15 protein-coding genes, 1 pseudogene and 2 other annotated features are annotated in these 24,000 nt (G+C 35.4%); of the genes and pseudogenes, 3 read left to right on the forward strand and 13 right to left on the reverse strand.

Annotated features, from left to right (window positions below):
* Window positions 1–295 precede the first annotated feature (295 nt).
* Together ileS and ACMX9J_RS04615 are read right to left on the reverse strand one after the other, a co-directional pair.
* Entirely contained in the window at window positions 296–3,394 is a 3,099-nt protein-coding gene (gene ileS, locus ACMX9J_RS04610; protein ID WP_416225460.1) for an isoleucine--tRNA ligase, read from the reverse strand.
* A 52-nt stretch (window positions 3,395–3,446) separates the two neighbouring features.
* Window positions 3,447–3,688: a binding site (T-box leader), on the reverse strand.
* Between the two features lie 218 nt (window positions 3,689–3,906).
* Entirely contained in the window at window positions 3,907–5,256 is a 1,350-nt protein-coding gene (locus ACMX9J_RS04615; RefSeq protein WP_416225461.1) for an FAD-binding oxidoreductase, read from the reverse strand.
* 238 nt (window positions 5,257–5,494) lie between these two features.
* On the opposite strand from ACMX9J_RS04615, the gene ACMX9J_RS04620 reads away from it, so the two are divergent.
* Complete coding sequence (locus ACMX9J_RS04620) at window positions 5,495–6,454, forward strand: patatin-like phospholipase family protein (protein ID WP_416225462.1); 960 nt, start codon at window positions 5,495–5,497, stop codon at window positions 6,452–6,454.
* Window positions 6,455–6,809: 355 nt separating this feature from the next.
* Here ACMX9J_RS04620 and ACMX9J_RS04625 read toward each other — a convergent pair.
* Window positions 6,810–7,001: pseudogene (locus tag ACMX9J_RS04625) on the reverse strand (class I tRNA ligase family protein); the annotation flags it as partial.
* A gap of 52 nt (window positions 7,002–7,053) precedes the next feature.
* Window positions 7,054–7,296 (reverse strand) — a binding site (T-box leader).
* A 264-nt stretch (window positions 7,297–7,560) separates the two neighbouring features.
* Between ACMX9J_RS04625 and dcm the strand changes: the two are divergent.
* On the forward strand, window positions 7,561–8,856 hold the full coding sequence (gene dcm / locus ACMX9J_RS04630) for a DNA (cytosine-5-)-methyltransferase (protein WP_098250005.1): 1,296 nt from the start codon (window positions 7,561–7,563) through the stop codon (window positions 8,854–8,856).
* A gap of 170 nt (window positions 8,857–9,026) precedes the next feature.
* Window positions 9,027–10,415, forward strand: a complete 1,389-nt coding sequence (locus tag ACMX9J_RS04635) for a Sau3AI family type II restriction endonuclease (RefSeq protein WP_416225463.1) — start codon at window positions 9,027–9,029, stop codon at window positions 10,413–10,415.
* Between the two features lie 69 nt (window positions 10,416–10,484).
* Here the strand turns inward: ACMX9J_RS04635 and dptH are convergent, their stop codons facing one another.
* The 10 genes from dptH to ACMX9J_RS04685 form a co-directional block, all read right to left on the reverse strand.
* Entirely contained in the window at window positions 10,485–15,602 is a 5,118-nt protein-coding gene (dptH, locus tag ACMX9J_RS04640; protein ID WP_416225464.1) for a DNA phosphorothioation-dependent restriction protein DptH, read from the reverse strand.
* Window positions 15,583–16,968 carry a DNA phosphorothioation-dependent restriction protein DptG gene (gene dptG, locus ACMX9J_RS04645; protein ID WP_098249507.1) on the reverse strand — a complete coding sequence of 462 codons (1,386 nt, stop codon included), beginning with the start codon at window positions 16,966–16,968 and terminating at the stop codon, window positions 15,583–15,585. The genes dptH and dptG overlap by 20 nt, the downstream gene beginning before the upstream one ends.
* A gap of 3 nt (window positions 16,969–16,971) precedes the next feature.
* Window positions 16,972–19,314 (reverse strand): DNA phosphorothioation-dependent restriction protein DptF, encoded by a 2,343-nt coding sequence (gene dptF, locus ACMX9J_RS04650; protein ID WP_098249506.1) that lies wholly within the window; start codon window positions 19,312–19,314, stop codon window positions 16,972–16,974.
* A gap of 167 nt (window positions 19,315–19,481) precedes the next feature.
* Window positions 19,482–19,910 carry an SMI1/KNR4 family protein gene (locus ACMX9J_RS04655; RefSeq protein ID WP_416225688.1) on the reverse strand — a complete coding sequence of 143 codons (429 nt, stop codon included), beginning with the start codon at window positions 19,908–19,910 and terminating at the stop codon, window positions 19,482–19,484.
* Window positions 19,911–20,032: 122 nt separating this feature from the next.
* Entirely contained in the window at window positions 20,033–20,521 is a 489-nt protein-coding gene (locus ACMX9J_RS04660; protein WP_416225465.1) for a hypothetical protein, read from the reverse strand.
* Window positions 20,522–20,697: 176 nt separating this feature from the next.
* Window positions 20,698–21,240, reverse strand: a complete 543-nt coding sequence (locus ACMX9J_RS04665; protein ID WP_098249504.1) for a SecY-interacting protein Syd — start codon at window positions 21,238–21,240, stop codon at window positions 20,698–20,700.
* Window positions 21,241–21,331: 91 nt separating this feature from the next.
* Window positions 21,332–21,817, reverse strand: coding sequence for a DUF6985 domain-containing protein (locus ACMX9J_RS04670; RefSeq protein WP_098249503.1), 486 nt, complete (start codon window positions 21,815–21,817; stop codon window positions 21,332–21,334).
* Window positions 21,818–21,885: 68 nt separating this feature from the next.
* Entirely contained in the window at window positions 21,886–22,320 is a 435-nt protein-coding gene (locus ACMX9J_RS04675; RefSeq protein WP_034268630.1) for an SMI1/KNR4 family protein, read from the reverse strand.
* A 106-nt stretch (window positions 22,321–22,426) separates the two neighbouring features.
* Complete coding sequence (locus ACMX9J_RS04680; RefSeq protein WP_034268633.1) at window positions 22,427–22,951, reverse strand: SecY-interacting protein Syd; 525 nt, start codon at window positions 22,949–22,951, stop codon at window positions 22,427–22,429.
* 88 nt (window positions 22,952–23,039) lie between these two features.
* Complete coding sequence (locus ACMX9J_RS04685) at window positions 23,040–23,468, reverse strand: SMI1/KNR4 family protein (protein WP_416225689.1); 429 nt, start codon at window positions 23,466–23,468, stop codon at window positions 23,040–23,042.
* Window positions 23,469–24,000: the final 532 nt, after the last annotated feature.

Raw genomic sequence — 24,000 nt, forward strand, 5'->3', positions numbered from 1 at the left:
ACCGAAATTTATCTCACCTAAAGACGAACAAATCGGGTGAATGATTAGTATGAATTGCTTGTTACCCCGCTGTTGATTTCCGTGCAAGACTTCGCTTTCCGCGGGCGGCCGGTGAGCCTCCTCGTCGCTTTCGCTCCTGCGGGGTCTCACCTATTCCGCTTCTCCCGCAGGAGTCTTCATCTTGCCCTCCAATCCACAGCTAGAAGCAGCTACCTTCACTATAAAAACAGAAAAAACGAACGGTTAATCGATAAACCGTTCGTACATTAATTCAACTTATCCTTGCCTCTCTTTATCAGTTCTGATTTAAAACACGAAGCGTAACTTGCTTTGTTCCGACTTTTACCGTCTCTCCGTTTTCGGTAGCTTCTGTCACATGAAGACTGTGTAGCAAAAGATTTTCTTGAAGCAGCGTTTCAAACTTCTCGACAGCTTTCTGCACTTCTTCGTCTCCGCTAAGCTCCAAATCGATACGTAAATTCACGGGTAAATCCAGCTTTTTACGATAGTCTTGAACCGCTCGAATTACTTCACGAGCGACTCCTTCCTGCACAAGTTCTTCGGTTAACGCCGTATCCAACACCGCAGTATACATGCCGTTTGAAGCAACCGCAAAACCTTCTTTTGGCACTTTTTCAACAAGTACGTCTGCCGTTTCAAGCGTTAGGTTTTCTCCTGAAGCAAGCGTAACACTTAGCTTGCCTTGTTCAACAAACTCTTTTCCTTTCTCTTCTGAAAGGTTTTTCAGCGCTTGGTTGACCTCATTAACTTGTTTCCCGAACTTTGGTCCAGCCTGTTTAAAATCAAGTTTTAATACGTATGAAACAAGTTTGTCGTCGTCTTGCTCCACGTTAAAGTTCTTTACATTAAGCTCATCTTTGATGACATCACGATATGCTTTCCACTCTACATCTTCTTCCGTTACCACAAGCGAAAGACTTTGCAGAGGCTGCTTTACTTTTAACGAATGCGTATTTCGGATGCTTCGGCCTAGTTCCACCACTTGAAGCACCGCTGCCATTTCTTTTTCCAGCTTTTCATTCACTTTGGTTTGATCACACACAGGATAGTCTGCCAAATGAACGCTTTTTCCTGTCAGATTTTCATGAATATCATCCGCAACAAACGGCGTAAACGGCGCTAACAGCTGACTAAGCGTGACTAACACTTTATGAAGCGTATCGTAAGCCGCTGCTTTTTCGCCGTCCATCCCTTCTGACCAAAAACGATCGCGAGAACGTCGTACATACCAGTTGCTTAGCTCTTCAATAAATGCCGCGATTTCACGAGCGGCACTTGTAAACCCGTAATCTTCAAGATGTGCTGTGACGCGCTTGACCGTGCTGTGCAAACGCGAAAGAATCCATTCATCCAATTTTGTTTTTTTCAATTCGTACGTTTGCTCAGGGTTATAGCCGTCAAGCTTGGCGTACAGAACGTAAAAGCCGTACACGTTCACAAGTGTATCAATCACTTTTGACTTCGCTTCTTGCACGACGCGCTCTGAAAATTTCTTCGGATTCCAAGGTGCACTGTCTGCTAAAAGCGCCCATCTAAGCGCATCCGCACCAAATGTATGAATAAGATCAACAGGGTCTAGCGCATTTCCTTTACTTTTAGACATCTTTTGACCGTTTTCATCTAACACGTGGCCAAGAGACAAAACGCGCTTATAAGGCGCTTTTCCAGTAAACAGCGTTGAAACTGCCATCAAGCTGTAAAACCAGCCGCGCGTTTGATCAATTCCTTCTGCGATAATGTCTGCTGGAAACTGCTTTTGAAACAGCTCGCTGTTTTCAAACGGATAGTGATACTGCGCAAACGGCATCGAGCCGCTGTCAAACCAAACGTCAATCACTTCCGGCGTTCGCTTCATTTTTCCGCTGCAGACCGGACACGTTAGCTGCACGTCATCTACGTAAGGCTTATGCAGTTCAATGCTGTCACCAACGGAATGAGACGCATGATTTTGAAGCTCTTTGATACTTTTCGGAGCTATTTGATGCGCACATTCCCCGCATTCCCATACGTTCAGCGGCGTTCCCCAGTAGCGCTTTCTGCTGATGTTCCAGTCCACCATATTTTCTAAAAAGTTACCAAAGCGACCGTGCTTGATATGATCCGGGTACCACGTCACGCTTTCATTGTTTTTCAAAAACTGTTCCTTCAACGCCGTCGTTTGGATAAACCAGCTTTCATTTGCGTAATAAAGAAGCGGCGAGTCGCATCGCCAGCAAAACGGATAGCTGTGCTCATGCTTTTCTTTATGATACAGCACGCCTTCATTTGCTAAATAACGTACGATATCAACGTCGCAGTCTTTCACGAAACGTCCTTGAAAAGGCGGCACTTCAGACGTGTACTGTCCTTTTTCATCCACTACGTTCACAAACGAAAAGCCGTTTTCTTTTACGACTCTGTAATCATCTTCACCATATGCAGGTGCTAAATGAACAACACCCGTTCCGCTTTGGTCCGTTACGTAATCAGCCGTTACGACTTCATGACCTTTTTCAACGTTCACAAAATCAAACGGCGGCTCATATGACATCCCTTTTAACTCATTTCCTTTATGATGAGATAAAACCGTATACTCTCCTTTTAACACTTTGTCTGCAAGTGCTTCTGCCACTATATACACGCTGTCGCCTTGCTGGGCTCGAACGTAGTTCATCTCTTTATGCACCGCAAGCGCCACGTTTGACGGAAGCGTCCAAGGCGTTGTCGTCCACCCTAAAAAATACTCATTATCGCGGTTTTTCACTTTAAATTTCACCGTTACCGTTAAATCTTTTACATCTTTATACCCTTGCGCCACTTCATGTGAACTTAATGATGTTTGACAGCTCGGGCAGTAAGGTGATACGCGGTGTCCTTTATAAAGAAGTCCTTTATCATGAATCGTACCAAGCACGTTCCATACGCTTTCAATGTAGGAATTCTCCAAGGTGATGTAAGGGTCTTCCATATCAACCCAATAGCCGAGCTGCTCCGTGAACGTGCGCCATTGTTTTTCATACACAAACACACTTTCCTTACACTTGTTGATAAAAGCTTCTACGCCGTATTTTTCAATGTCATGCTTCCCCGATATCCCGAGCTGCTTTTCGACACCGAGCTCTACCGGCAGTCCGTGCGTATCCCAGCCTGCTTTTCGGATCACTTGATGCCCTGTCATCGTTTTATAACGAGCCACCACGTCTTTAATCGTCCGGCCTAGCGCGTGCCCCACGTGAGGCAAACCGTTGGCTGTTGGAGGCCCTTCATAAAATACAAACGAAGGATGCCCTTCTCGATTTTGAACCGACTGCTGAAACACATTTCCTTTTTGCCACTGCTGCTGGATACGCTGTTCGCGCTCTTGCGAAGACTCCCTTACATTCACTTCTTTCATGTGATACCACTCCTTTTAAAGTTAAAAGCACACAAAGAAACCCGTCCCTATGACTAGGGACGGGTTTTAACCGCGGTACCACCCTGGCTTCTATTGATCCGTTCATCAATAGCACTCAGCAACGTACAATCATACGCGTTCTTTTTAACGGTAGACTACCGTTCAAACTTACTTATAGTTCAGTTTGACTTCTCAGAGAGGATATTCCCCTGCGGCTTGAACACTGGCTTTCAGCTATCACCAGCTCTCTGTGGAACAAACTTGCAGCGTACTGATTCTCTTCAACGAATTTGTGTGCTTTTATTAGTAGCTATTGTATGCGGTTTGGAAGGGAATGTCAATGTTTATGATATTTATGTATGTTTCTCCGTATAACGTAGCCATCTATTGATAAAATAACTGCTTACCACTGTTTGCTGTCTTTTTCACGCTCTCAGGAAAAGGAAATATACACAAAAAACCACCTCATTTAAGGTGGGTATTATTTGGCTCTCCGACTTGAAAGACGCTCTTTAAAACCAGTTAATAAACGGCGGAATGCTCTGAGGGAAATGAAATAGATTGCACGGATCATATGCTCGTTTCACTTCTCGAAGCTTTTTAAAATTCTCTCCATAATAAGCTGTTGGCCAATCTCTGATGAACCGGTCCGGCCAGTTCACATAATCTCCAGTTGTATATCTCGATAAAGCATTTCTTAATTCTTCAATCCATCGAATATTTGCTCGCTCTTCTGAAGGATGGCTCCATGTGGAAAGATATTCCTGTGCAATAATAGCATCTCTATAATAGAAGGCCGTTTCATTAGAGCCAACTTCCTCCACTGCTCCCCCAAGAGACTGGTGCCAAATACTAGATTTTTCATTCGGAGCATTTTCTAAAAAATGCTTCATTGTTAAAATAGCGTCTTTTGGAAAAGGTTTATTAAGAAAAGAACCTGACCTTTTTCGAGGGGCGGGTTGGTTTCCGCTCGGATCGTCAAAAAATTGTACAGCTTCAATATATGAAACTTCCTTTATTACTACTTTTTTAGGACACCCAACATCTATTAAAGGCTGCAGAAGTTCCTTTAACTTGAATGATGAACCAACGAATTCACCTTGAGCAATAATCTGATTCGCTTCTTTCGATTTTAACTCAATCTCCGAAGTTAAGCGCTTATCGGTATTTGTGGCCCAGTGCTGCCATGCATCAAAAGCAGCTTCGAAATCTTCCCATTCCCATGTAATTGAAAAGATTGACACCTTTGAAATAGGCTGCACCTTAAAGGTAAGAGACGTAACAATACCAAAGTTTCCGCCCCCGCCGCCACAACACGCCCAAAAGAGATCACTGTTGTGATTTTTATTTGCCTTAATGAGTTCAACTTCTCTCTGTTCATTTACGATCGCCATTTCAACTTCAACCAAATTATCACAGGTAAGCCCAAACAGCCTTGATAACATCCCAATTCCTCCGCCAAGCACAAGGCCTACAAGACCAACACTGCTTTCCGTTCCTGCAGGGATAGTCGTTCCCTTTTTCCATAATTCATTATATACTTTCCCTAGATTAGCTCCTGCTTCTATTTTTGCTGTCATGCTTTTACTATCGATCTTGATTCTATCCATTTCACTGACATCAATCACTAATCCACCGTTTACTAATGAAAAGTTTTCATAGCTATGCCTGCCGCTTCTTATTCGAAATGGGACATGATTTTCCTTTACCCACTTCAATGCATTTACTACATCGTTTGTATTCTGACAAAATACAAGTATTCTCGGAAATTTAGGCACACCTAAATTATTATTTGTTCTAGCCTGATCATATTCCGCATCATCAGGTGTAACGATTCGTCCAGTAAGCTTTGTTTCCTCCACGATATAACCCCTTTCTTAATACAGATAAGATGCTATATCCTATGAATTTTCTTCAAAAAAGACACACAGTTTAAAGGGAGGAAAAAGAGAATAGAAAACTTACTGGAGGAGTTCCTCGTATGCTTATCTGCATAACTTGAATCCTGAAGAATCCGCAAAAGAGATAATCATACCTCTACAACAAATAAAATAAATATATACAGAATACTCTCATGGGATTCGAAAGGAGAAATCACCTTTGACAACATATCGGATTATGACCTTTGATAGAGGCGGTACTTTAGGTGCTTTAAGTTTACAACTTTTGAATAGATTGGCTTATCAAAATCCCAAGTTAATTAGTGAAACTAATGTTTTTTCGGGAAATTCCATTGTTTCATTCACTGCTCTTGCACTAGCAAGCGGAAGATCACCAGAGGAGACGTTTCAGTTTTTCAAAGATCAAATCTTACCAGCGTTCAGCGTTTCCCGACCGGGCGGACCTGTTTTTAATCAACAATTACCCTATTCTGGTTTTATTAAAGCCATACGAACGTTTTTCCCCCGAGACCTTCGTCTTAGAGACTTAAAGAAACGAATTGTTGTGCCATCCTTTCACTTATTTTCACCAGAGCTGAATCGTTGGAATCCAGTGTTATTTCACAACTTTCCTGGTTCCCCCTATCTTAATGAAAAAGCAAGTGACGTAATACTTAGGAGCAGCGGTGCTCCCGCGACGCAAAGAGCTTATCAAAACTACGTGGATGGGTATACAGTAGCAACTAATACCAGTACAGCTAGTATCGCGTGTGCAGTGGGAAAAGCAAAGCAGCCGTTAAATCAAATTGCCGTATTATCCATCGGAACAGGTGAGCAGCCCACTCAATTAAGAAGAGATACGAAGGGATGGGGAATGGTGAGTGCGGATAACATACGCCCTGAAGATATGGAGGACCTGCCTCCGAATTGGGGAGTGCTTTTAGACCAATCGCCTAATGAACCACTGCTGCCTTTTCTTCAGATTATCTCTGGTGGATCAAGCTACTATGAATCAATGGTTAGCTCTGAGCTTTTAGGCAATCAGTTTTTTCGGTTAAATCCGCGGATTCCTAATTTCTCTAAAACGAATCCTTCGGTGGTACCCGCTCTTATTTCAATTGCTAATAAAACGAATTTACGGCCTGCGTTTCACTTCATTGAAAAAAACTGGAAGTGTTAATATTTTTTAAGAAGAGTATTGAAATACGGAATTTGTTGTTTTATCAACACAAATTCCTCTTTTATAAGAATTTAGCGTTTTTAACTAATTTCAATTTATTTATCATTTCTACCAGGATCAATAAGATCTTTTATTTCTTCTCTTTCAGATAACCCTTATACTCCAGCCCGGTTATTTTAATTCGCAAATTATCATGTAGTAATGTTTTCTCAATCGTACTCATTTTTCCTCATAAAAATTTACACTTTGTAGCATTTTTACAATACACTTGTTGATAAAAACTTCTACGCCGTATTTCTCAATGTCATGCTTCCCTGATAACCCGAGCTGCTTTTTGGATCACTTGATGCCCTGTCATTGTCTTATAACGAGCCAGCACGTCTTTAATCGTCCGACCTGACACGTGCCCCACGTGAGGAAGACCGTTTGCTGTCGGAGGCCCTTCTCGATTTTGAACCGACTGCTGAAACACATTTCCTTTTTACCACTGCTGCTGGATACGCTGTTCGTGCTCGTGCGAAGACTCCCTTACATTCACTTCTTTCATGTGATACCACTCCTCTTAGAGTTAAAAGCACACAAAGAAACCCATCCCTAGTCATAGGGAGGGGTTTCAACCGCGGTACCATCCTGGCTTCTATTAATCCGTTCATCAATAGCACTCAGCAACGTACAATCATACGCGTTCTTTTTAACAGTAGACTACCGTTCAAACTTACTTATAGGTTCAGTTTGACTTCTCAGAGAGGATATTCCCCTGCAGCTTGAACACCGGCTTTCAGCTATCACCGGCTCTCTGTGGAACAAACTTTCAGCGTACTGATTCTCTTCAACAAATTTGTGTGCTTTTATGAGTAGCTATCGTATGCATTTTGGAAGGAAATGTAAAAATAATCCGAAAATCCCTTCAATATTCTAGTTACTGGATAGATTTCTCAACCAAATAATTCTTTAATGATATTCAAATTTATTTTTTCATTAGTTATCACTATATATACCTTATAAAAACTTTATAAAATCATAAGCTAAACTATTGATCTTTCTTTCAATATTTATTATAATAGAAGACAAGCTATTCTAAAGCGAAAGGATGTTCTTATTTGGTAATGAAAGATATTAAGGTAGCCGAATTGTTCGCAGGCGTTGGCGGATTTCGTTTAGGCCTAGAAAATGCAGGTGGGTTTGATGTTAATTGGACTAATCAGTGGGAACCTGCAACTAAGAGTCAACATGCGTTTAATTGCTACGTAGAAAACTTTGGGGAAAACCCTTCCCATGTAAATGAGGACATTTCACAAGTATGGAAAGATATATCAGATCATGACTTACTAGTAGGTGGGTTTCCTTGTCAAGATTACTCAGTCGCACGATCTTTATCGGGTGAAAAAGGTATACAAGGAAAAAAAGGTGTTCTCTTCTGGGAGATCATGAACATCGTTCAATATAAAAAGCCAAAATATGTACTTTTAGAAAATGTGGATAGACTATTAAAATCCCCTTCTAAACAGCGCGGTAGAGATTTTTCAATAATGTTAGCAGCTTTTCGTGATGCTGGATATTGCGTTGAATGGCGGGTGCTTAACGCAGCGGATTATGGATTTGCACAGCGCAGAAGGCGCGTGTTTATTTTTGCTTATGCCGTAGAAACTGAATTTGCTAATCAACAATTCAAATTAAAAGATAAACAAGTTTTACACCATAATGGTTTCTTTGCTCCGGCATTTCAAGTCGAAAAAAAACCTTCTTTGAAACATAAAGACGCTTCCTTCGTTTTACCGCGAGACATTATAGATGTCTCAGATGAATTTAGTGCAATCTATAAAAATGCTGGTATTATGCGTGATGGAATGGTATACACCGCTGAACTTCTTCCCATAATAAAAAAAGCAAAAACGTTAGGTGAAATTGTAGAAGAAGTTTATAACGAATTGGGACCAGTTGACGAACGATTCTATCTAGATGAGAATAAAATTAATAAAAAAGGTCGTACTGAAATTGAAGAGCTACGTTATTTAAAAGGTCCTAAGAAAATTGAGCGAATTTCACAAACAGGTCATAAATACGTTTATTCAGAGGGCGGCATGGCTTTTCCAGAGCCGTTAACCTTACCAGGAAGAACCATGCTGACAAGTGAAGGAACTTCCAATCGTAGTTCTCATGTAATTGAAGACCCGTATACAAAGCGCTTGCGTTATTTATCTCCAGAAGAGTGTGAACGTTTGAATGATTTCCCAATAAACTGGACGAACACTGGTATGCCTGTACGCACTCGATATTTCTGTATGGGAAATGCTTTAGTTGTAGGTTTAGTTACACTAATGGGGCAAAGAATTAAAGATGTGTATGAGCTAGATATTGATAAATTCCATAAACAAGGGTTTGAACAACCTAGTATGCTTTAAAAAACAAAAAGACTTTCCTTACCCAAGGAGAGTCTTTTTATTTCTATTATCAACTAAGTCCTTACTAGTTAAATGGATAAAACTAGTATGTATTGCCTTAGTGTATTATACTAGGCCTAGTACTTATAATTTATACTTTCCAATATAAATTATACGAAAGGAGTGATAATATGGAATACTTAACAACTACGCAACTAATGAAAAAAGCACAAGAAGCCGAAGGAAAATCCTTTAAAGAAATTGATATAACAAATCGATTATCTAATAAGAATTCTAAAGGTGGATTAGGACAAGTAATAGAAGAAAGTTTATTTGGGTACAAGATTAACTCAAATGCCAAACCTGATTTTGAACATTTAAATGTAGAATTAAAGGTTACTCCTTTTAAACGGAATAAAAACGGAAAACTCGCGGCAAAAGAACGCCTTGTTCTAAACATAATTAATTACATGGAAGAAATCAATTATACATTTGAAACATCTAGCTTTTGGAAAAAAAACCAACAAATGCTTTTAATGTTCTATGAATGGTTACCCTACGTAAACAGAGAAGATTTAAAAGTTTTTAAGAGCGTACTGTTCACATTTCCCGAATCCGACTTAGAGATTATTAAACATGATTGGGAAATCATAACCAAAAAAATTCGGGATGGAAAAGCACACGAGCTCTCTGAAGGAGACACAAATTATTTAGGAGCTTGTTCGAAAGGTGCAAATAAGCAGTCTCTCCGATTTCAACCGAATTCCACAACACTTGCAATGCAACGAGCTTTTTCCCTTAAACAATCTTATATGACTGCACTGGTTAGAAAACATCTCAAAAAAGATAACTTAGTAAGCCTTACTACTTCCGGTGAATTAAAGAAAAAATCTTTAGAAGATATTTTAATATCTAGATTCTCACCTTATAAAGGGCTCTCTGCAAAGCAAATTTCAGAGAATTTAGGTGTAGCGTATAAACCTACTGGAAAAAGTTTTATTCCTTTATTAATCAGTTCTCTATTGGGAATCAAAGGAACAAAATTAGAAAACATAGAAGAATTTTCAAAAGCAAACATTCAATTTAAGACCATTCGGTTAGAACCAAATGGAAAACCTGAACAAAGCATGTCATTTAAAAATATTGATTTCCAACTTTGGACAAACGAAGAGTGGGAAAACAGTTACATAAGAAAAACATTTTATGAAACTAAATTTTTGTTTGTTATTTTTGAATTTGAAGAAAAGAAGAAAGATAATCCGAATCGAGAACCTTACTTTAAAGGTATTAAGCTCTGGAATATGCCAGTTACTACAATAGAGAATGAAATAAAGCAGCTTTGGGAAGAAGTTAATAGACTCATAGCAACTGGTGTACAAATTGAATATAAACCATATGGTAAAAAGTTAAGAGAATATAACAATTTTCCTAAAAAAAATTTTAATGGAGTTACTCATATTCGTCCAAAGGGTCAAAACGGAGAGGACAAAGTGACGTTACCCAATGGACAAGTAATAACAAAACAATGCTATTGGCTAAACGATACATATATTGCTTCACTTCTTAAAGATTTAAATTAAAAGTAGAGACTAGCGACAAATTCATTGTGGCTAGTCTCCTGTTCTCTAATTACATCAATAATCGACTCTTTAAATTAACCTGTCCTCTAATGAGGTTATGTTAATAACAACTGGTGAATTTTGTTTTAAAGTTCCATCTGCTTGTAGCATTGGTCCCGCTACAATACACTGCCCTTTCTTTAACGTAGATAATTTCTTTTCCCATTCTTTACGACTTATATTATCTTGAGAAAGGTTAGACGCAATTGAAATGACTTCATTTTCTGGTGGCATAAAGTATATTTTTTGACTTGAATTTTGAAGCCTTGAAATTTCATCTGTACTAAATTGACCTTTTAAGGATTGAGTGGCATACCAACCCGACCAACCAAATTTCCTTCCTTCAGTCAGTATTTTTGCACTAGGAGAATACTCACGGTGATCAAGATTCTGAGCTTCATCTAATACCACTGGTAAAGGTCTATTTTTATCTCCATGATTTAACTGGTGATTCCACATATCCCATAAAATGAATTCTGTAATCATCATTTGCACTTCACGACTGTATCCAGTTAGCTGAACGATAAATACTTTTCCTTTATCTGCAAGTATCTCACTCCAATTATATTGACCTTCATTATTAAATGGATTCTTATCAATCAACGGCTTAATTTGAGATCGTGCAGTCTTAGCCGGACCTGAATTGTCTTGTTCTAATTCATTTAAAAGAAGCTCCAAATTCATACCTTCTTTGTATTTATCTAACCCACGCAGTACTGCTTCATAAATAGCATTCTGTTGTTGAATACCTAAATCTTTAAATATAGAGGAGAAAACTGCTTTAATTCTTTCAGCAATATCCGTATTATCCTCATCAATATAAAGATTCACATCTAATTCTTTTTTATTACGTTTAAAAGGGTTAATTGGAAAGCCATCTTTTGCGACAATAAACTGCTCTAAGCGTCCATTTAACTTCTCTTTAAACTGCGATTCCAATTTTGAACTTTTAAAGCCATCTGTGTAATCAAAAATAATATTTGAAATTCCTTTTTGAGCCAGTTCAAGTAATAAACACTGTATAAAATAACTTTTTCCTTGACCAGATTTTCCTGAGATTAAAATATGTCTATTAGCTAATTCAGAATGACCATACTCCCAGTATATTTCTTTTTTTGAACCCTCAACAGTTCCTAAAAGCACTCTTACATCTTTTAAATCCACAGTGGAAAAATCAGTAGTCTCATTTTCAGTATTTTTATTTACTGCTTCTTCTGTAGCTGATATTGTAAGTTGGGAATGATTTATTATATTTTCCTTTACTTGTAACTGCTTAGCGCTGTTATAATTGTGGGATAAAAGCTTTTCAACTCTAATGTCCGTCTTCCCACCCATTATCTGTTCTTTTAATGCTTGTAGTTCAACCATAATACCTTCATATCCATCTTCTTCTGTTAATTCCACAATTAAAATATCATCTTCTAAATTAACAGCTCGCCAATTTTGTTCTTTTTTAAAGGATAATACTGCACCCTTCCCGATAAATTCTTGGAGATTATCAGCGATTTGATAGTTATCATTTAATAACTTCTCTTTTAGTCTTTCAACTTTTTCATATTGTTTCTCAGGCCAAATAGAATTCACGATTAATTTCTCTACATTGGAAATAAGCAGTTGAGAAAAGAAGTTTCTAAAAAACTTGTTTTTGAATAAGTACTCCCCATCCTCATTATGTTTAGCAAGTTGCTTATTAAATAAGTTATAGGTTTTATTAATTTGCTCTCTAGCCTTAGAAATGGTGGAATCTGGATTGTTACCTATCTTAACCTCTACAGGATAATAATGTAACTTAACATCTTCACCTTCAATTTCTACTCCTATTAATAATAAATCATCACTATGCATTCCATTGACATTTAGGTTCTTAGCCGAAAAAACGCCTTCGCTTTTTGTTAATCTTACTGCACCAGCAATACGAAGAATTTCTTCTAAAGAAACAGGGACCCAAAATATATTTTCATGATCTAACGTACTAATAATATATTTGATAGCTGAAATGATACTTAATTTTTCTCTAGAAAACTGGCCTTTGCTTCCAATAATACGAAGCAACCATTCTCCATTCAACGTATTAAAACTTTTAATAGCAGTTTCAATGCCATTATCTGTTACAGGTATATCTTTTGCGGATAGATATTGTTCAATAATTAACTTATATTGTTCAAATCTATTAGTAACAGTTATAGCATCATATTGAGCAGAAGAAGAGTACTGATCGCTGTAATGAATTACCAATAAATTTTTTGATGATGTTTGAAAGAAATTCAAATCGACATTTGGTTCAATAAAAGTCACCCAATATGACGCATCATATAAATGACTTAAGATATCTTCGTCATAACTCGCTGTTCTAGTTACAATTGTCTCATTTTTACGATAGGGGTTTGTCCCTCCACTTTCTAAGTTACTTGCCAACTCATTGAGAACTTTTGCTACTTGAAGAAGCGGATTTAAGGGCCCACTCACATTCTTCAATCCAAAACCTGTTCTATAATCATGCGTAGTCTCTAAGAATGATAACGAAGACAACAAGCCATCTAGAGAACTTCCTGCTCCAATCTCTTCAACTGTATTTCGAGCAGGTAAATCGTTGGAAAGCATTTTATAAAAAGAAATATGAGCATATCCATAGGCCTGATTATCCATAGGCCTATAGTATAAAATATTTTCTCTAATTAGACGTAATACATCTGTGGAATCAAGCTTTTTTGTATTCAACGATACCCCAAAAGCATCTTCGAATTCCTCCACATTTTCAAATGAAGAAAACCTTTCAAATGAACTTATTAAGTAGGGATTACTATGCAATGCCACTTCAATAGGTACAATCTCTGCTGGACCTTTTTTATCGATTTGTTTTTTTATAAAATTAATTAAACCTTTTACTACTTCCCGATCATTAGTAATGTTAATGACATTAATTTGAATAGGAGATTTGGAGTTTTTTATAAATAAATACTGAAAATGTTCTACAAACTGTGTAAGTTTTTCTTCTACTACATTAGATAAAAATGCGTTAGATTCGCCTATTGCAACTTTTTTTAGCGGCTCATAAATAAGCCATTCTGGGGCATCTTTCTGGGTAACAGGACGATAAAGATTTGCCCCTTTTCCATAAATATAAGGCAGTAAATTATTGGGATTTAATCTATTTAAGATATGCATATCTACCTTTTCATTTTTTAATGACTCAGAAACCTGTAGTTGATAAGCTACATTTAAAGGATGTAATGGAGTAAATAATATTCGATTATTTTCAATAATGCTTCCCAACTTAAACAAATTTTTAATTTCTTCTGGTAGAATAGTGTTTTCAGTAATATTAGCAATTTGGTTAATAAATATATTCACGTATGTAAGCGATAAATTGTATAATTCTTCATTCATATACGTTAGACTTGGTACTTGGTCATGAGACTGATAGTAATTTATTAAATTTTTATATGCTTGCTCTACGGACTCATGTATATTCAATGCAGAGTTTTCTAAACCTGTAACGTCTCTTCTAGCAAATAACAAGCCTTCAGCTATCCAAACATATTCATCTAGCAAGTATTGTTTGAATTCTTCACGAGCAGAAAACTCGACCGTCCCTTGCTTTAATTTATTGGTATTTTCATCGTATTGAAAGTCTTCTTGTCGCTCCCTTTTCAACTTCCAAACACGACTTCCAAATATAGGAGTTACTCGTGAAGTCTCTTCTTTAATAATAAAAGGAATTAAAGAATCCATTATTTGAAGTTCAAATTTAAGAGTATCGTCATTCCACGCAGAAGAGCTGGCAGAAATTCGAAATGCGTTTTTTTGTTCCTCAATTTTTTGATTCTCTTTTTCTATAAATAATTCCACTATACCATTGGATTTATCTCCAAAAACAATCTCATCTTCCTTTTTGTTAATAACAATTTTGCTTGTTCGAACATTTACTTCGTATAAAGTCTTTATATCTTGCAAGAATGGCGGTTCACATTCTACGATTACAATATTGAAATCATATTTTGATTTTGATTGATTATCATGTGCATATACTACTTGACAAAAAGTAGTATTGCCAGGTTGGTGTTCTAACGAAACTAATAGCTTTTTCCCTGAAACAACACAATGTCTCTCTGATTTTTTATGAATAAATTCTTTTTTTAACCGATCATCAAATTCAAAAGTTAAGTTAACTTCCTTCTGTTTAGTAGGATTAAACACAATAATATGACGTTTTTTTTGTCCAGCTTTTGTATCTTTGTTTGGCTTATCCCAATATAATAACTTTTCTTTAGTAAGTTTATATGGAGACTCTACATAATTAAGCATTCTTTGAGGCTTAATCCCTTCCTCATTCCATTCTTTAACTTTTCCATATTCCTCTTCTCTCCAAGTTTCTTTCTTTAGAGCATGTACGCCCTTGTCTCCAAAGTTCTTTTCCAACTGTACTTCAAGGTTCTCATACTCGTGAATATGTTGTACTTTCTCAAATAAGCTATAGTTATCTTCAAGCCTCTTTCTCATTTGAGTAGGTGTATATTGCTCCAGTGTTTTATCAAAAAATAGTCCTAAATGTGCGTAGTCTTCTTGATTGATTTGTCCCTGCCTTAGAAAACCAAGTATTTCTTCATAATCCCATAGAGAAGATTGAACAAAAGCTTCGTCTAATTTTTTAGAAAGATGAAAAATTAGTACTTCTTTATTAGCACGCTCTAAATGAGAATCTTCGATTTTCTCTTTTAAAGTTGCTAATACAGTTTTTACGTTAAATGGCATACCCTCTTTTTGAAGATCACTACTTCCCCCTCTAATACTGTCTAAGGTTTCATAACAAATGCTTAATAGAGCTGTATTTTCCCAAACACCTTTTTGTTCTCCTACTTGATTTCGTAACGTAACTAAAAAGTCAGGAGTTACACTTTCAGAAGTAGCTGCTACTACTACATTAGCCTTTCCTGGTAACTTCAGCAAAAATGTTTGATAGGGCGAGCCTTGTTGATGTTGATATTGAAATGATTGAGAAAATTCTGTTACCTGTAACACATTATAAAATTGATTTACTTGTTCTTCGTTATCAAATTGCAAATAAAAGCGTTCTCCTGCTTTGAAAGACGCTTTTTTTAAGTAATGAATTAGTTCATCTGAGAGGTACTTATAAAATTGGTTTAACATACTGAGCATCACCACTATCACTTTTTTTATCTAGTAAATTTAATTTATCTAACAATTTTACAACTTCTTCCTTAGAATATCTATCAAAATACATGCCGCGCTTTTCTAATTCAAAAAAGACTTGTTTAAGTGACTTTCTCTCATTCTTCAAGCATAAAGCAGTTAATAGTAAAAATAAGTCTTGAGAAACATTTAACATATACCCTAAAGATCCTCTTGTCTTCAAGAAATATTTTTTCCCAACCTCTTCAATTGATAATGAGTAACGGTTTCTAGGACCTTGCATACTAGGCTTCTGATATGCCTCTTCAATACTGGAGAATAGATTGTCCGTCAAAGACTGATAAGTAGAAGAAAATGTCTTATCTTCTTCAGGTAATAAAGAATGCAAACGATATTCTGTAATCCATTGTTCTAAAAGTTTCAAGAACAGTTCTTTTTGTTCTTGAGGCATTGCTTCATATGTATCCAACAGTTCTGAATATGATTGTGAATTCTTTGTACCCATTAATGTATTTAAATGTTCTAATGTATTGATATGAATTAATAGATTTCGAGCTGTATCTTTGATCATATGATATCCATATCCATATCCTTTACGATTTTTACTAGTAGCCTCCCAATCCAACGTGTAATAAACTTCATTACTATTATAGTAAGTTGCTTTAGACTGTTGAGCTAACTTCAATGTTAACTGTGTAATGTAGGTGAAATAATAATAACTTAATAGCAGTTCATAATGATCTTTAAAATAATCCTCATGCTTAACTAAAAATAAAAAATCCTTTTTAAAGATTTCAGAAAGAAAAGGAAGTTTACTTATATACTTTTTCTTTCGTTCAATATTCTCCAGTCCTTGCAATTCATTCAAGATTAGTTTTGCTACTAAATCATCTGATGAATGATTTTTAAACAAACTTTTAAATTCACTGTCATTGTCAGTTAAAATATCCGCTAAAAATTTAGCGATTTCCTGCTCTCCTTTCATTTCTGGCCCACTGCTATAAGGTAAATATTGAAATATATGTGGATGAAAAACTTTAATTTTCCCATTCTTTTGTTGTAAAAACATACGTAATATTTCATGAAAATAAGACTGATCTTCAGGTTTTACGTCTACCAAATTGCTAACATTGTTTATCAGTCTTTCTAAATCTAATTCTTCCCTCAATTCGTTATGGGAAATATAACGCGTAAAACCGCCTAATACACCTTCAAACCCTTTTCTAAATTTTGGTCTTTCAGTCCCCCTAGTCAGAAAAGGTAGAAACGTAGATTTCCGATTGATTGTATGTTTCAAACCAGCTTTTTCATTTTTAATAGACAAAGCGTCTTTTAGTTCTTGTAAATTGTTTTGTTCAATCATCTTTTATTCCCTTCTAAAAGTAAATTCTTCATAATCCTCATCGTACGTTAACTTAAACAGTGCATTTGATTGCAAATTTATAAACATTAATTCTGTCTCTTTATTCCCATGTTTCATTATTTTATCAATGAATTCTACAAATTGAATACAATCCTCTTTATCTTTTTTATTAGGTCTATACCCTTTAGAAATGTTAACCATCATTTCGTATAAAGGGTAATCAATGTCTATTGAGACTGGGTTTTTCTTATTTTCATCGCTATACGCTAACACGATTGTTAAATGAAAACGATTTAGCTTATCTTCGCTATTAGATGGCAAATGAGAAAAAGAAGGGTAAATATTTAAATACTGTGCCACTTGTATATCTTGATTTGATTTATCAATGTAGATGTAATTATCTTTTGGTTTACCATTCCATAGAAAAATTGAATCTTTTAAGAGCTTATACAATTTTTTTAGTCCAGAACGGTTTCCTACATTAAAATGGTAGAGATATATAAGGTAATCATTATAATTTTCATTGTTAAATATTTCTTTTTCTGATTTTGATAAGAATGCTGAAAAACGAATTAATGTTTTATTAAATAATTGGCATGAAGCATTACTTAATTCTTGAAAAGCCCCTAACTCTTTAATTTCAGAATCCCACTCTTCTAATGATTCTAAATCAATATACTGCTCAAATGTATGTCGAATATTAATTGAATTATTGAGCTCAATTAACATTTGATCAAATAAACTCGAGCGTACATGGATTGGATCCAATTGCGAGATAGCTGCTAATAATGGAGATTTTTCTTTCCCTTCAAAAATTAAATTTGGCAATAAACGCTCAGTTTTTTGAATTACATCAGCATTAAAATATTCAACATTTGCATCTGCAGGAATCAAAATATCATGAATAAAATTCAAAAGTGCACGTGTCGAAATGATAGTTTTATGTTTGATAATAACTTGAATTAGTAAATTCACAACATGTTTTCTAACTTGAGGTAGCATAAGTAACTCATAGTTTTCTATAAAAAATCCACGAATTTTATTGTCCTTATCTTTCCTATAGGCCTGGTAGAAAGGGTTTGTATCTAAGGGACTAATAATTTTCTCTAACAAAGTTGAATAATACTGAGATTCAGGTCCACTATCAGTCAATTCAAATGGTTGATAATCACTAAAACTGATTAATTGAAAGTTACAATCATTACGATTTTGAGTAATCATAGAGTCTTCAAAAACTTTACATTTTTCGATAAAATCAGCTAGTATCTTAAATTTTTCTTTACAATACGTCGACTCAATAAAATTATGAAGCACTCCTAAGTTAATAGCTAAAATTAATTTTTCTTGGGAACTTTCAATATTTTCATCACTAAATGGTTGCAATACTTCAGCTAACGTATCTAAAGAACTTTTATGTGGATCAAAGCTTTCTGTAGCATCATTGTGAATTACAAATTCATTTACTAACTCAGGATGCTTATTTTTCATGTATGCAAGTAAATGGGATTTACCATCACCTACACTACCGCATAAAAAAATTAATTTTGAATTCTCTTGAGTTACTGAAGAAAGCAGTGAGGTTTCTAAATCATCCTGTATAGAACGCTTTACATGTAAATACTCTTTAAATAAACTAAATTGATTTGAGTTTTCTATTGCTTCTTGCGAAGATTCTTTTAACTTTGACAGTTCCTGCAAAAGATAGCTTTCACCTTCTTTAAGGTTAAAATTCAATTCACAATTAGCAGTTTGCAATTTTTCATTTTTTAGATACTCTCTATCTTCTGTAGGTGCCTCAAGTTTTTTATCTGGCACTTCTACCGTAGCAGCAGTCGCCCTTGTCGCTTGTAGTAAAAGTTCAAATTTCTCTTCTAAACTAGAAGTTAATTTTTCTTCCAATTTATTAACTATATCTGGATTACTTTTAGGTTGAGGATATTTATATTTAGGAGCAACAAACGAATAATCACCATATACTTCCATGAACCAAACTGCTATTTCAAAGAGACGCTTATGCATCTTAAAAGCTTGATCTAAACCATACTCTAAATACTTATGGGATGCTTTGTTACCAAGATATCGAATTGTATCAAAAGAGCGAGCGATTTGATTTGTTAAAATTTCTTCCTTTTCTAAGTACTGAATTCGTTCAACTAACCTTAAATTATCAATACTCAATAGATCGTCATGCTGATTTGTGACTTCTTTCAATAACTCCTCTGAAAATATTCTTCCTTTTATTAGTACTGTTTGTGGATCTTGATAAAAGATTTCTTCAATATTTTCACAAAGCTCTGCTAGCTTTGGAAATTTATCTTGTAGAAAGATAAAATTATGTGTTTGCAATTACTACCACCTCAAAATATGTATACTTTAAATAATAAGAATTCGCTTTTATAATTCAGCAAATATCTTATGAATTTGATTTATTAACTAATTTTCAACCCATAGTTATTATAACGCATCTTTTACTATGAACCTAGGATAAAGTAATCACTATCTAAATTGGCGTACTATCCCAAATAATACCCATCACCCTCCATCACCTTCTCTAAAAACTCTTCCAAGGAATCGGCGATCTTTATATCATCGTAATAAATCGCATTGTTCTGCTCTTCACTTATTTCTATCAGCAGCAGTGCACTTTCATTAGCTTCAAAAAATAGTAATTTACCCTCTTCTAAATCTTCGTAAAGTTCGATATCAGGGTAAAATTCAAAATCGTTTACTTTTAATCTAGCGTCTCTGATTGAAGAAGGGCCCATGATACGGTTTATATTATATTCAGACCCCTGAATGAAGCCGTACCCCACCTCTAACAGAAACTTCCTTAACTCAAAAGGAAACTTTAAACCTAACGTTCCTTCTACTTCTTTAATATCACTTTCACATACGGGGTAAAATTGATTATCTTTTTGATCCGCAACAAAATCATACCTCATCATTTTCTCTCCTTTAGAACTTACACATACGTACACTCATTACACATTGCTTAACTTAATCCTCATCAGACAAAGCAAAAGCATCACTAACATCCTCTAATTCTTCCATGATGCTATTGAAGTCACCCTCTATATGCAATAATTCCACCATCTGGATAATCCCCACACCATCCACAAGGCAAATACCCGGATCTATGTAATTTAAATATGCTTTCAAAGAAGTTATTTTTAGTACCATTAACCGCTCTACTAATTGCACAATTGTTTAAATCTGCTACGATGTCTTCAAAAAAGGCATCATAACCTTGTAGGCTCTGTCGTAAGTTTTCAGCTATAACTTCTACTATTCCTTCTAACTCACGAGTTTTTTCAGCATCCGTTAAATCATAATATCGCTCCCATACGTCACTCATTTTTAATTCTCTAATGTCTTTCCAACTGTATTCTTCTTCACCATATACTTCTTCATATGCAAGACATTCAGCCTTACCATAATCGTATATTACTTGTATTTTATCTACATCTTCTTTTTCTAGAGAAACCTGGCCATAATTTTTTGATAGCTCAATGACCTCTTCTACTAGAGTATTAAACTTACCACCATTATTCATTACTTATGGAGCCGCCTTTCCAAATTGTGATTCTTTCTTTTTTCCGAATGAAGCCTTGTATTATAAACCCCTAATCAATCCCGAGAGATTTTCGCTAATCCTTTCAAATGATTTTCTTTCATAATTTCCATTGCTTGCTTCACATTTACTATTCCTTTCCTCATCTTCTCGATAAACTATGATTTCTTCAGCTTTATTTTTCTTATTAATTCCTCAAGGGAATGCTCCAATAATGTTAATTCGTTTGTTTCATAATCTTCTATATAAACGTTTCCAGTCTTATTATCTATGTTAATGGCCATTTCGTCCGGAGAAATAAAACCTATCTGTATGTATCTAAATTCCTTTCCTTGACTTTCATCATAATGCGTAAGATGTTTAAAATAACTTTGTACATCCTTACCCGGTTCAACAGGCTCAAGGCATATATATTTCGAATGATAAAGACCTTCTAAGCTTAAAAATAAATAACTGTTAAAATACTCTTTAATTGAATGATGCAAAGGCATTTTAATTTCAGCTTCGATCATACTAAAGTTTTCAACAGCCTTTTTTTCTACTGGTTTCCAAAAAACATACTCTTCTTCATCAGGCTCACTTACATATAGCAGTGGATGTATATCTTCATCCCACGGTGCCTTTGGAAATGTGTTATAGTTTTCATTCCAATGATATAGCAGTTTCTCAAAATAATCCGTCATGGCCGCTTTTACACTCATTTTAAGCCTCCTATTCATACTTGCAAATCCGTCAAATCCAACACCCCCCTGTGTTTATCTATTAGGTTAGCTTTAACGTCTAGTAGATTCGTTACGACACAATATCCCGATACCCCACTTCTTCTACACCTTCATCTTCCATTTTAATTCCTATTCCATTTTCAATATCCCAAGAAACATCGCAAAGTAAACCCAGTCTTCTTTTTCCATTCTTCCTTACTCTTCTTACGATTAATTCCGTGGGCTCCACTAATTTTTTAAAATCTAAGACGGAATGAATGTTTGGAACAACCTGATCTGCTTCTGATTTATTAGCTATCATCTCTCTATACTCTTCATAGTTCTCCATATAGTAATCGTATATATGCTTTTCTGCCTTATTCATTATGTTTTCCATATCTTGAATAAAGTTAAGAAATACTTCTTTTTGTACATTTGAAAAATTAGTGTTTTCGTATGCATCAATGCTTAAAAGAATTTCCTTTTCTTCACCAAACATTTTAATCGTAGTTTTCCCTCGCCAAAAGTTGTTTTTATGTTCAAGCTTTCCAAATAACTCATCATTAATCCTTGTCATTCTAATCGCTCTCCTAGCTTGGCTTTTAAATTACATAGCCTGTTTATTTGTAGCAGCTACCGTTTTTTCTACTCTTCAATTAAATCCATGTAATACTCATTATTGTCTACAAATTTCTTAAAAAAATCTTCTAATGAGTCTGCGATTGCCGTGTCCATATAAAAGACTGGATTATGAGGTAATGTTAAGTCTAACGATATGTATACTCCTTCATTCACTTCAAAGAAAATAAGTTTACCTTCTTCGTCAAGTTCTTCTAAATCGAAGTCGAATTCAAATATTCCTTTTCGTAGTTTAGCATCTGCTATCGTTTTGGGTCCCATAATTCTATTGATTGCCGTATTACTTGGCTCCTTAATAAATCCATACCCAACGTCTAAATATAACTGCCGTAAATCGTTAGGAAAACGAATACCCATTCTTTCTTCTGCTTGTAAAATCTCCTGCTCAGATACATGATAAATGTTATTTTTCCCATTATTAATAAACGCAAAATCTGCCATTGCTGTTACCTCCTATGAGATGCCGTTCATACATTTTTTATGATCAATTAGATTCACTCCAATGGTGAAAACTGTGTACGATTAGCGAAAGTGCAAAATATCTATTTCACTTAAAATCCAGCTGAGAAATGAGCTCTTTTAAACTAGACGACAAATATTTATAGCTTTTCTCTTCATCGTTTTCTACGAAAATTTCTCCAGACTCATTATTCATAACAACTAGCATGCCATTGCTTTCAAAACCTAACGGAATGTACGTACTGTTTTCTTTTTCAAGAATATACTCCTTTACACGTTGACAAAATGTTTCAGGTTCTACACCGGGAATGACAGGATATAAGTTAATATTATACTGAGACACCCATCCAATCATTTCAAGAAACCAATACGCGTTAAAATAAGCTTTTACATCATTATGAAGTATCACGTTTATTTCTTGTTCAAACTGTTGAAAATTTGTATTTTCATACTTTTCTAGAGGCTTCCACGCTATATAGCCTTCTTCGTCTTGAGAACCTACATAAATATGTGCATCTGCTTCTTCATTCCAAGAAATCAAAGGCAACGTTCCATTGAACTCTTCCCATTTTCCCGTTAGTTTCTTAAAATATTGTTTCATTACATGTTTCAAAAGCTTCCCCCTACCTTATATACAACTATATTTCCAACTCGATATTCTCCGTCCCATTCACACGGAATATAACCGCTAAAATCCATACCTAACAATTAAAATAGGATTGCAGAAAATCAGAAAAGGTAGGCCACGTTGCCTCTAATTCTCCTTTTAACAGCAGCTCGTCTCCTCCTTCGAAATTAACTATGTACACGCTATAGGTTAAAGCATCAAGCACTAGTGCGGCATTAGCTGATATTTCACTTAAAATCAGATATTGTTTAGGAAAGCCGTATTCTCTTCGGGAAATAAGCGTATATGCTTCAATGTTATTTTCTTGATCTACTAAATCGAGTAATTCAAAAGGTACGTATTCTTCCCAGAATGGCCGAGCATACCGGTTATAAAATTCTGTGAAGGTTTGGGATACCTTTACTTCTAGCCGTGATAAAGCATCCTTTACTGCAGCTTTACCTTCACGTATATATATTTCCCCTTCAAGAGCTTGGTTCAATTTATCTGGCAACATCTTAATTTAACATTCCTCCTATGTCTTGTTTTCTACCAATTAATTGCCTATTCAACATTTACCGAAATGAATGTAGCAGCATCACTCGGAAAATCATCTAGAAATGCATCACAAGCTAACTTTTTTGTAATGATTTTACATAAAAAAACCGGTCATGGACAGTGAGTAAATATAATTTTCAGGCAATCTAGATTCATACACCACCACTTTCCATTCGGTGGGGCTCCCTTCAGTTAGCCAATATAATTCGTCACCATTCTCCGTATATCCCCAAGGAAGAACACTTCCATTTTGTGGATAAAAATGATGTTTATAATATTGAGGGAATTGAATATTAAACTTCAGTTCAAGCTCTTTTAAGGCCTCTTTATTTACTCCTGGATTTAACTTATGGCTACCTTCAACATATTTATTTCTTCAACAAATAGCTTTAGTTCAAGATTTCCTCAATAAAGCTCTTCGCCCATTTATAAAACCTCCTATTTATTTAGACTTCATAGGGATCTATTGTCTAACTCTTACCATTATCACCTGCATA

This window comes from Priestia sp. RMT2NF4 (assembly GCF_047872835.1).
GTDB lineage: Bacteria > Bacillota > Bacilli > Bacillales > Bacillaceae_H > Priestia > Priestia zanthoxyli.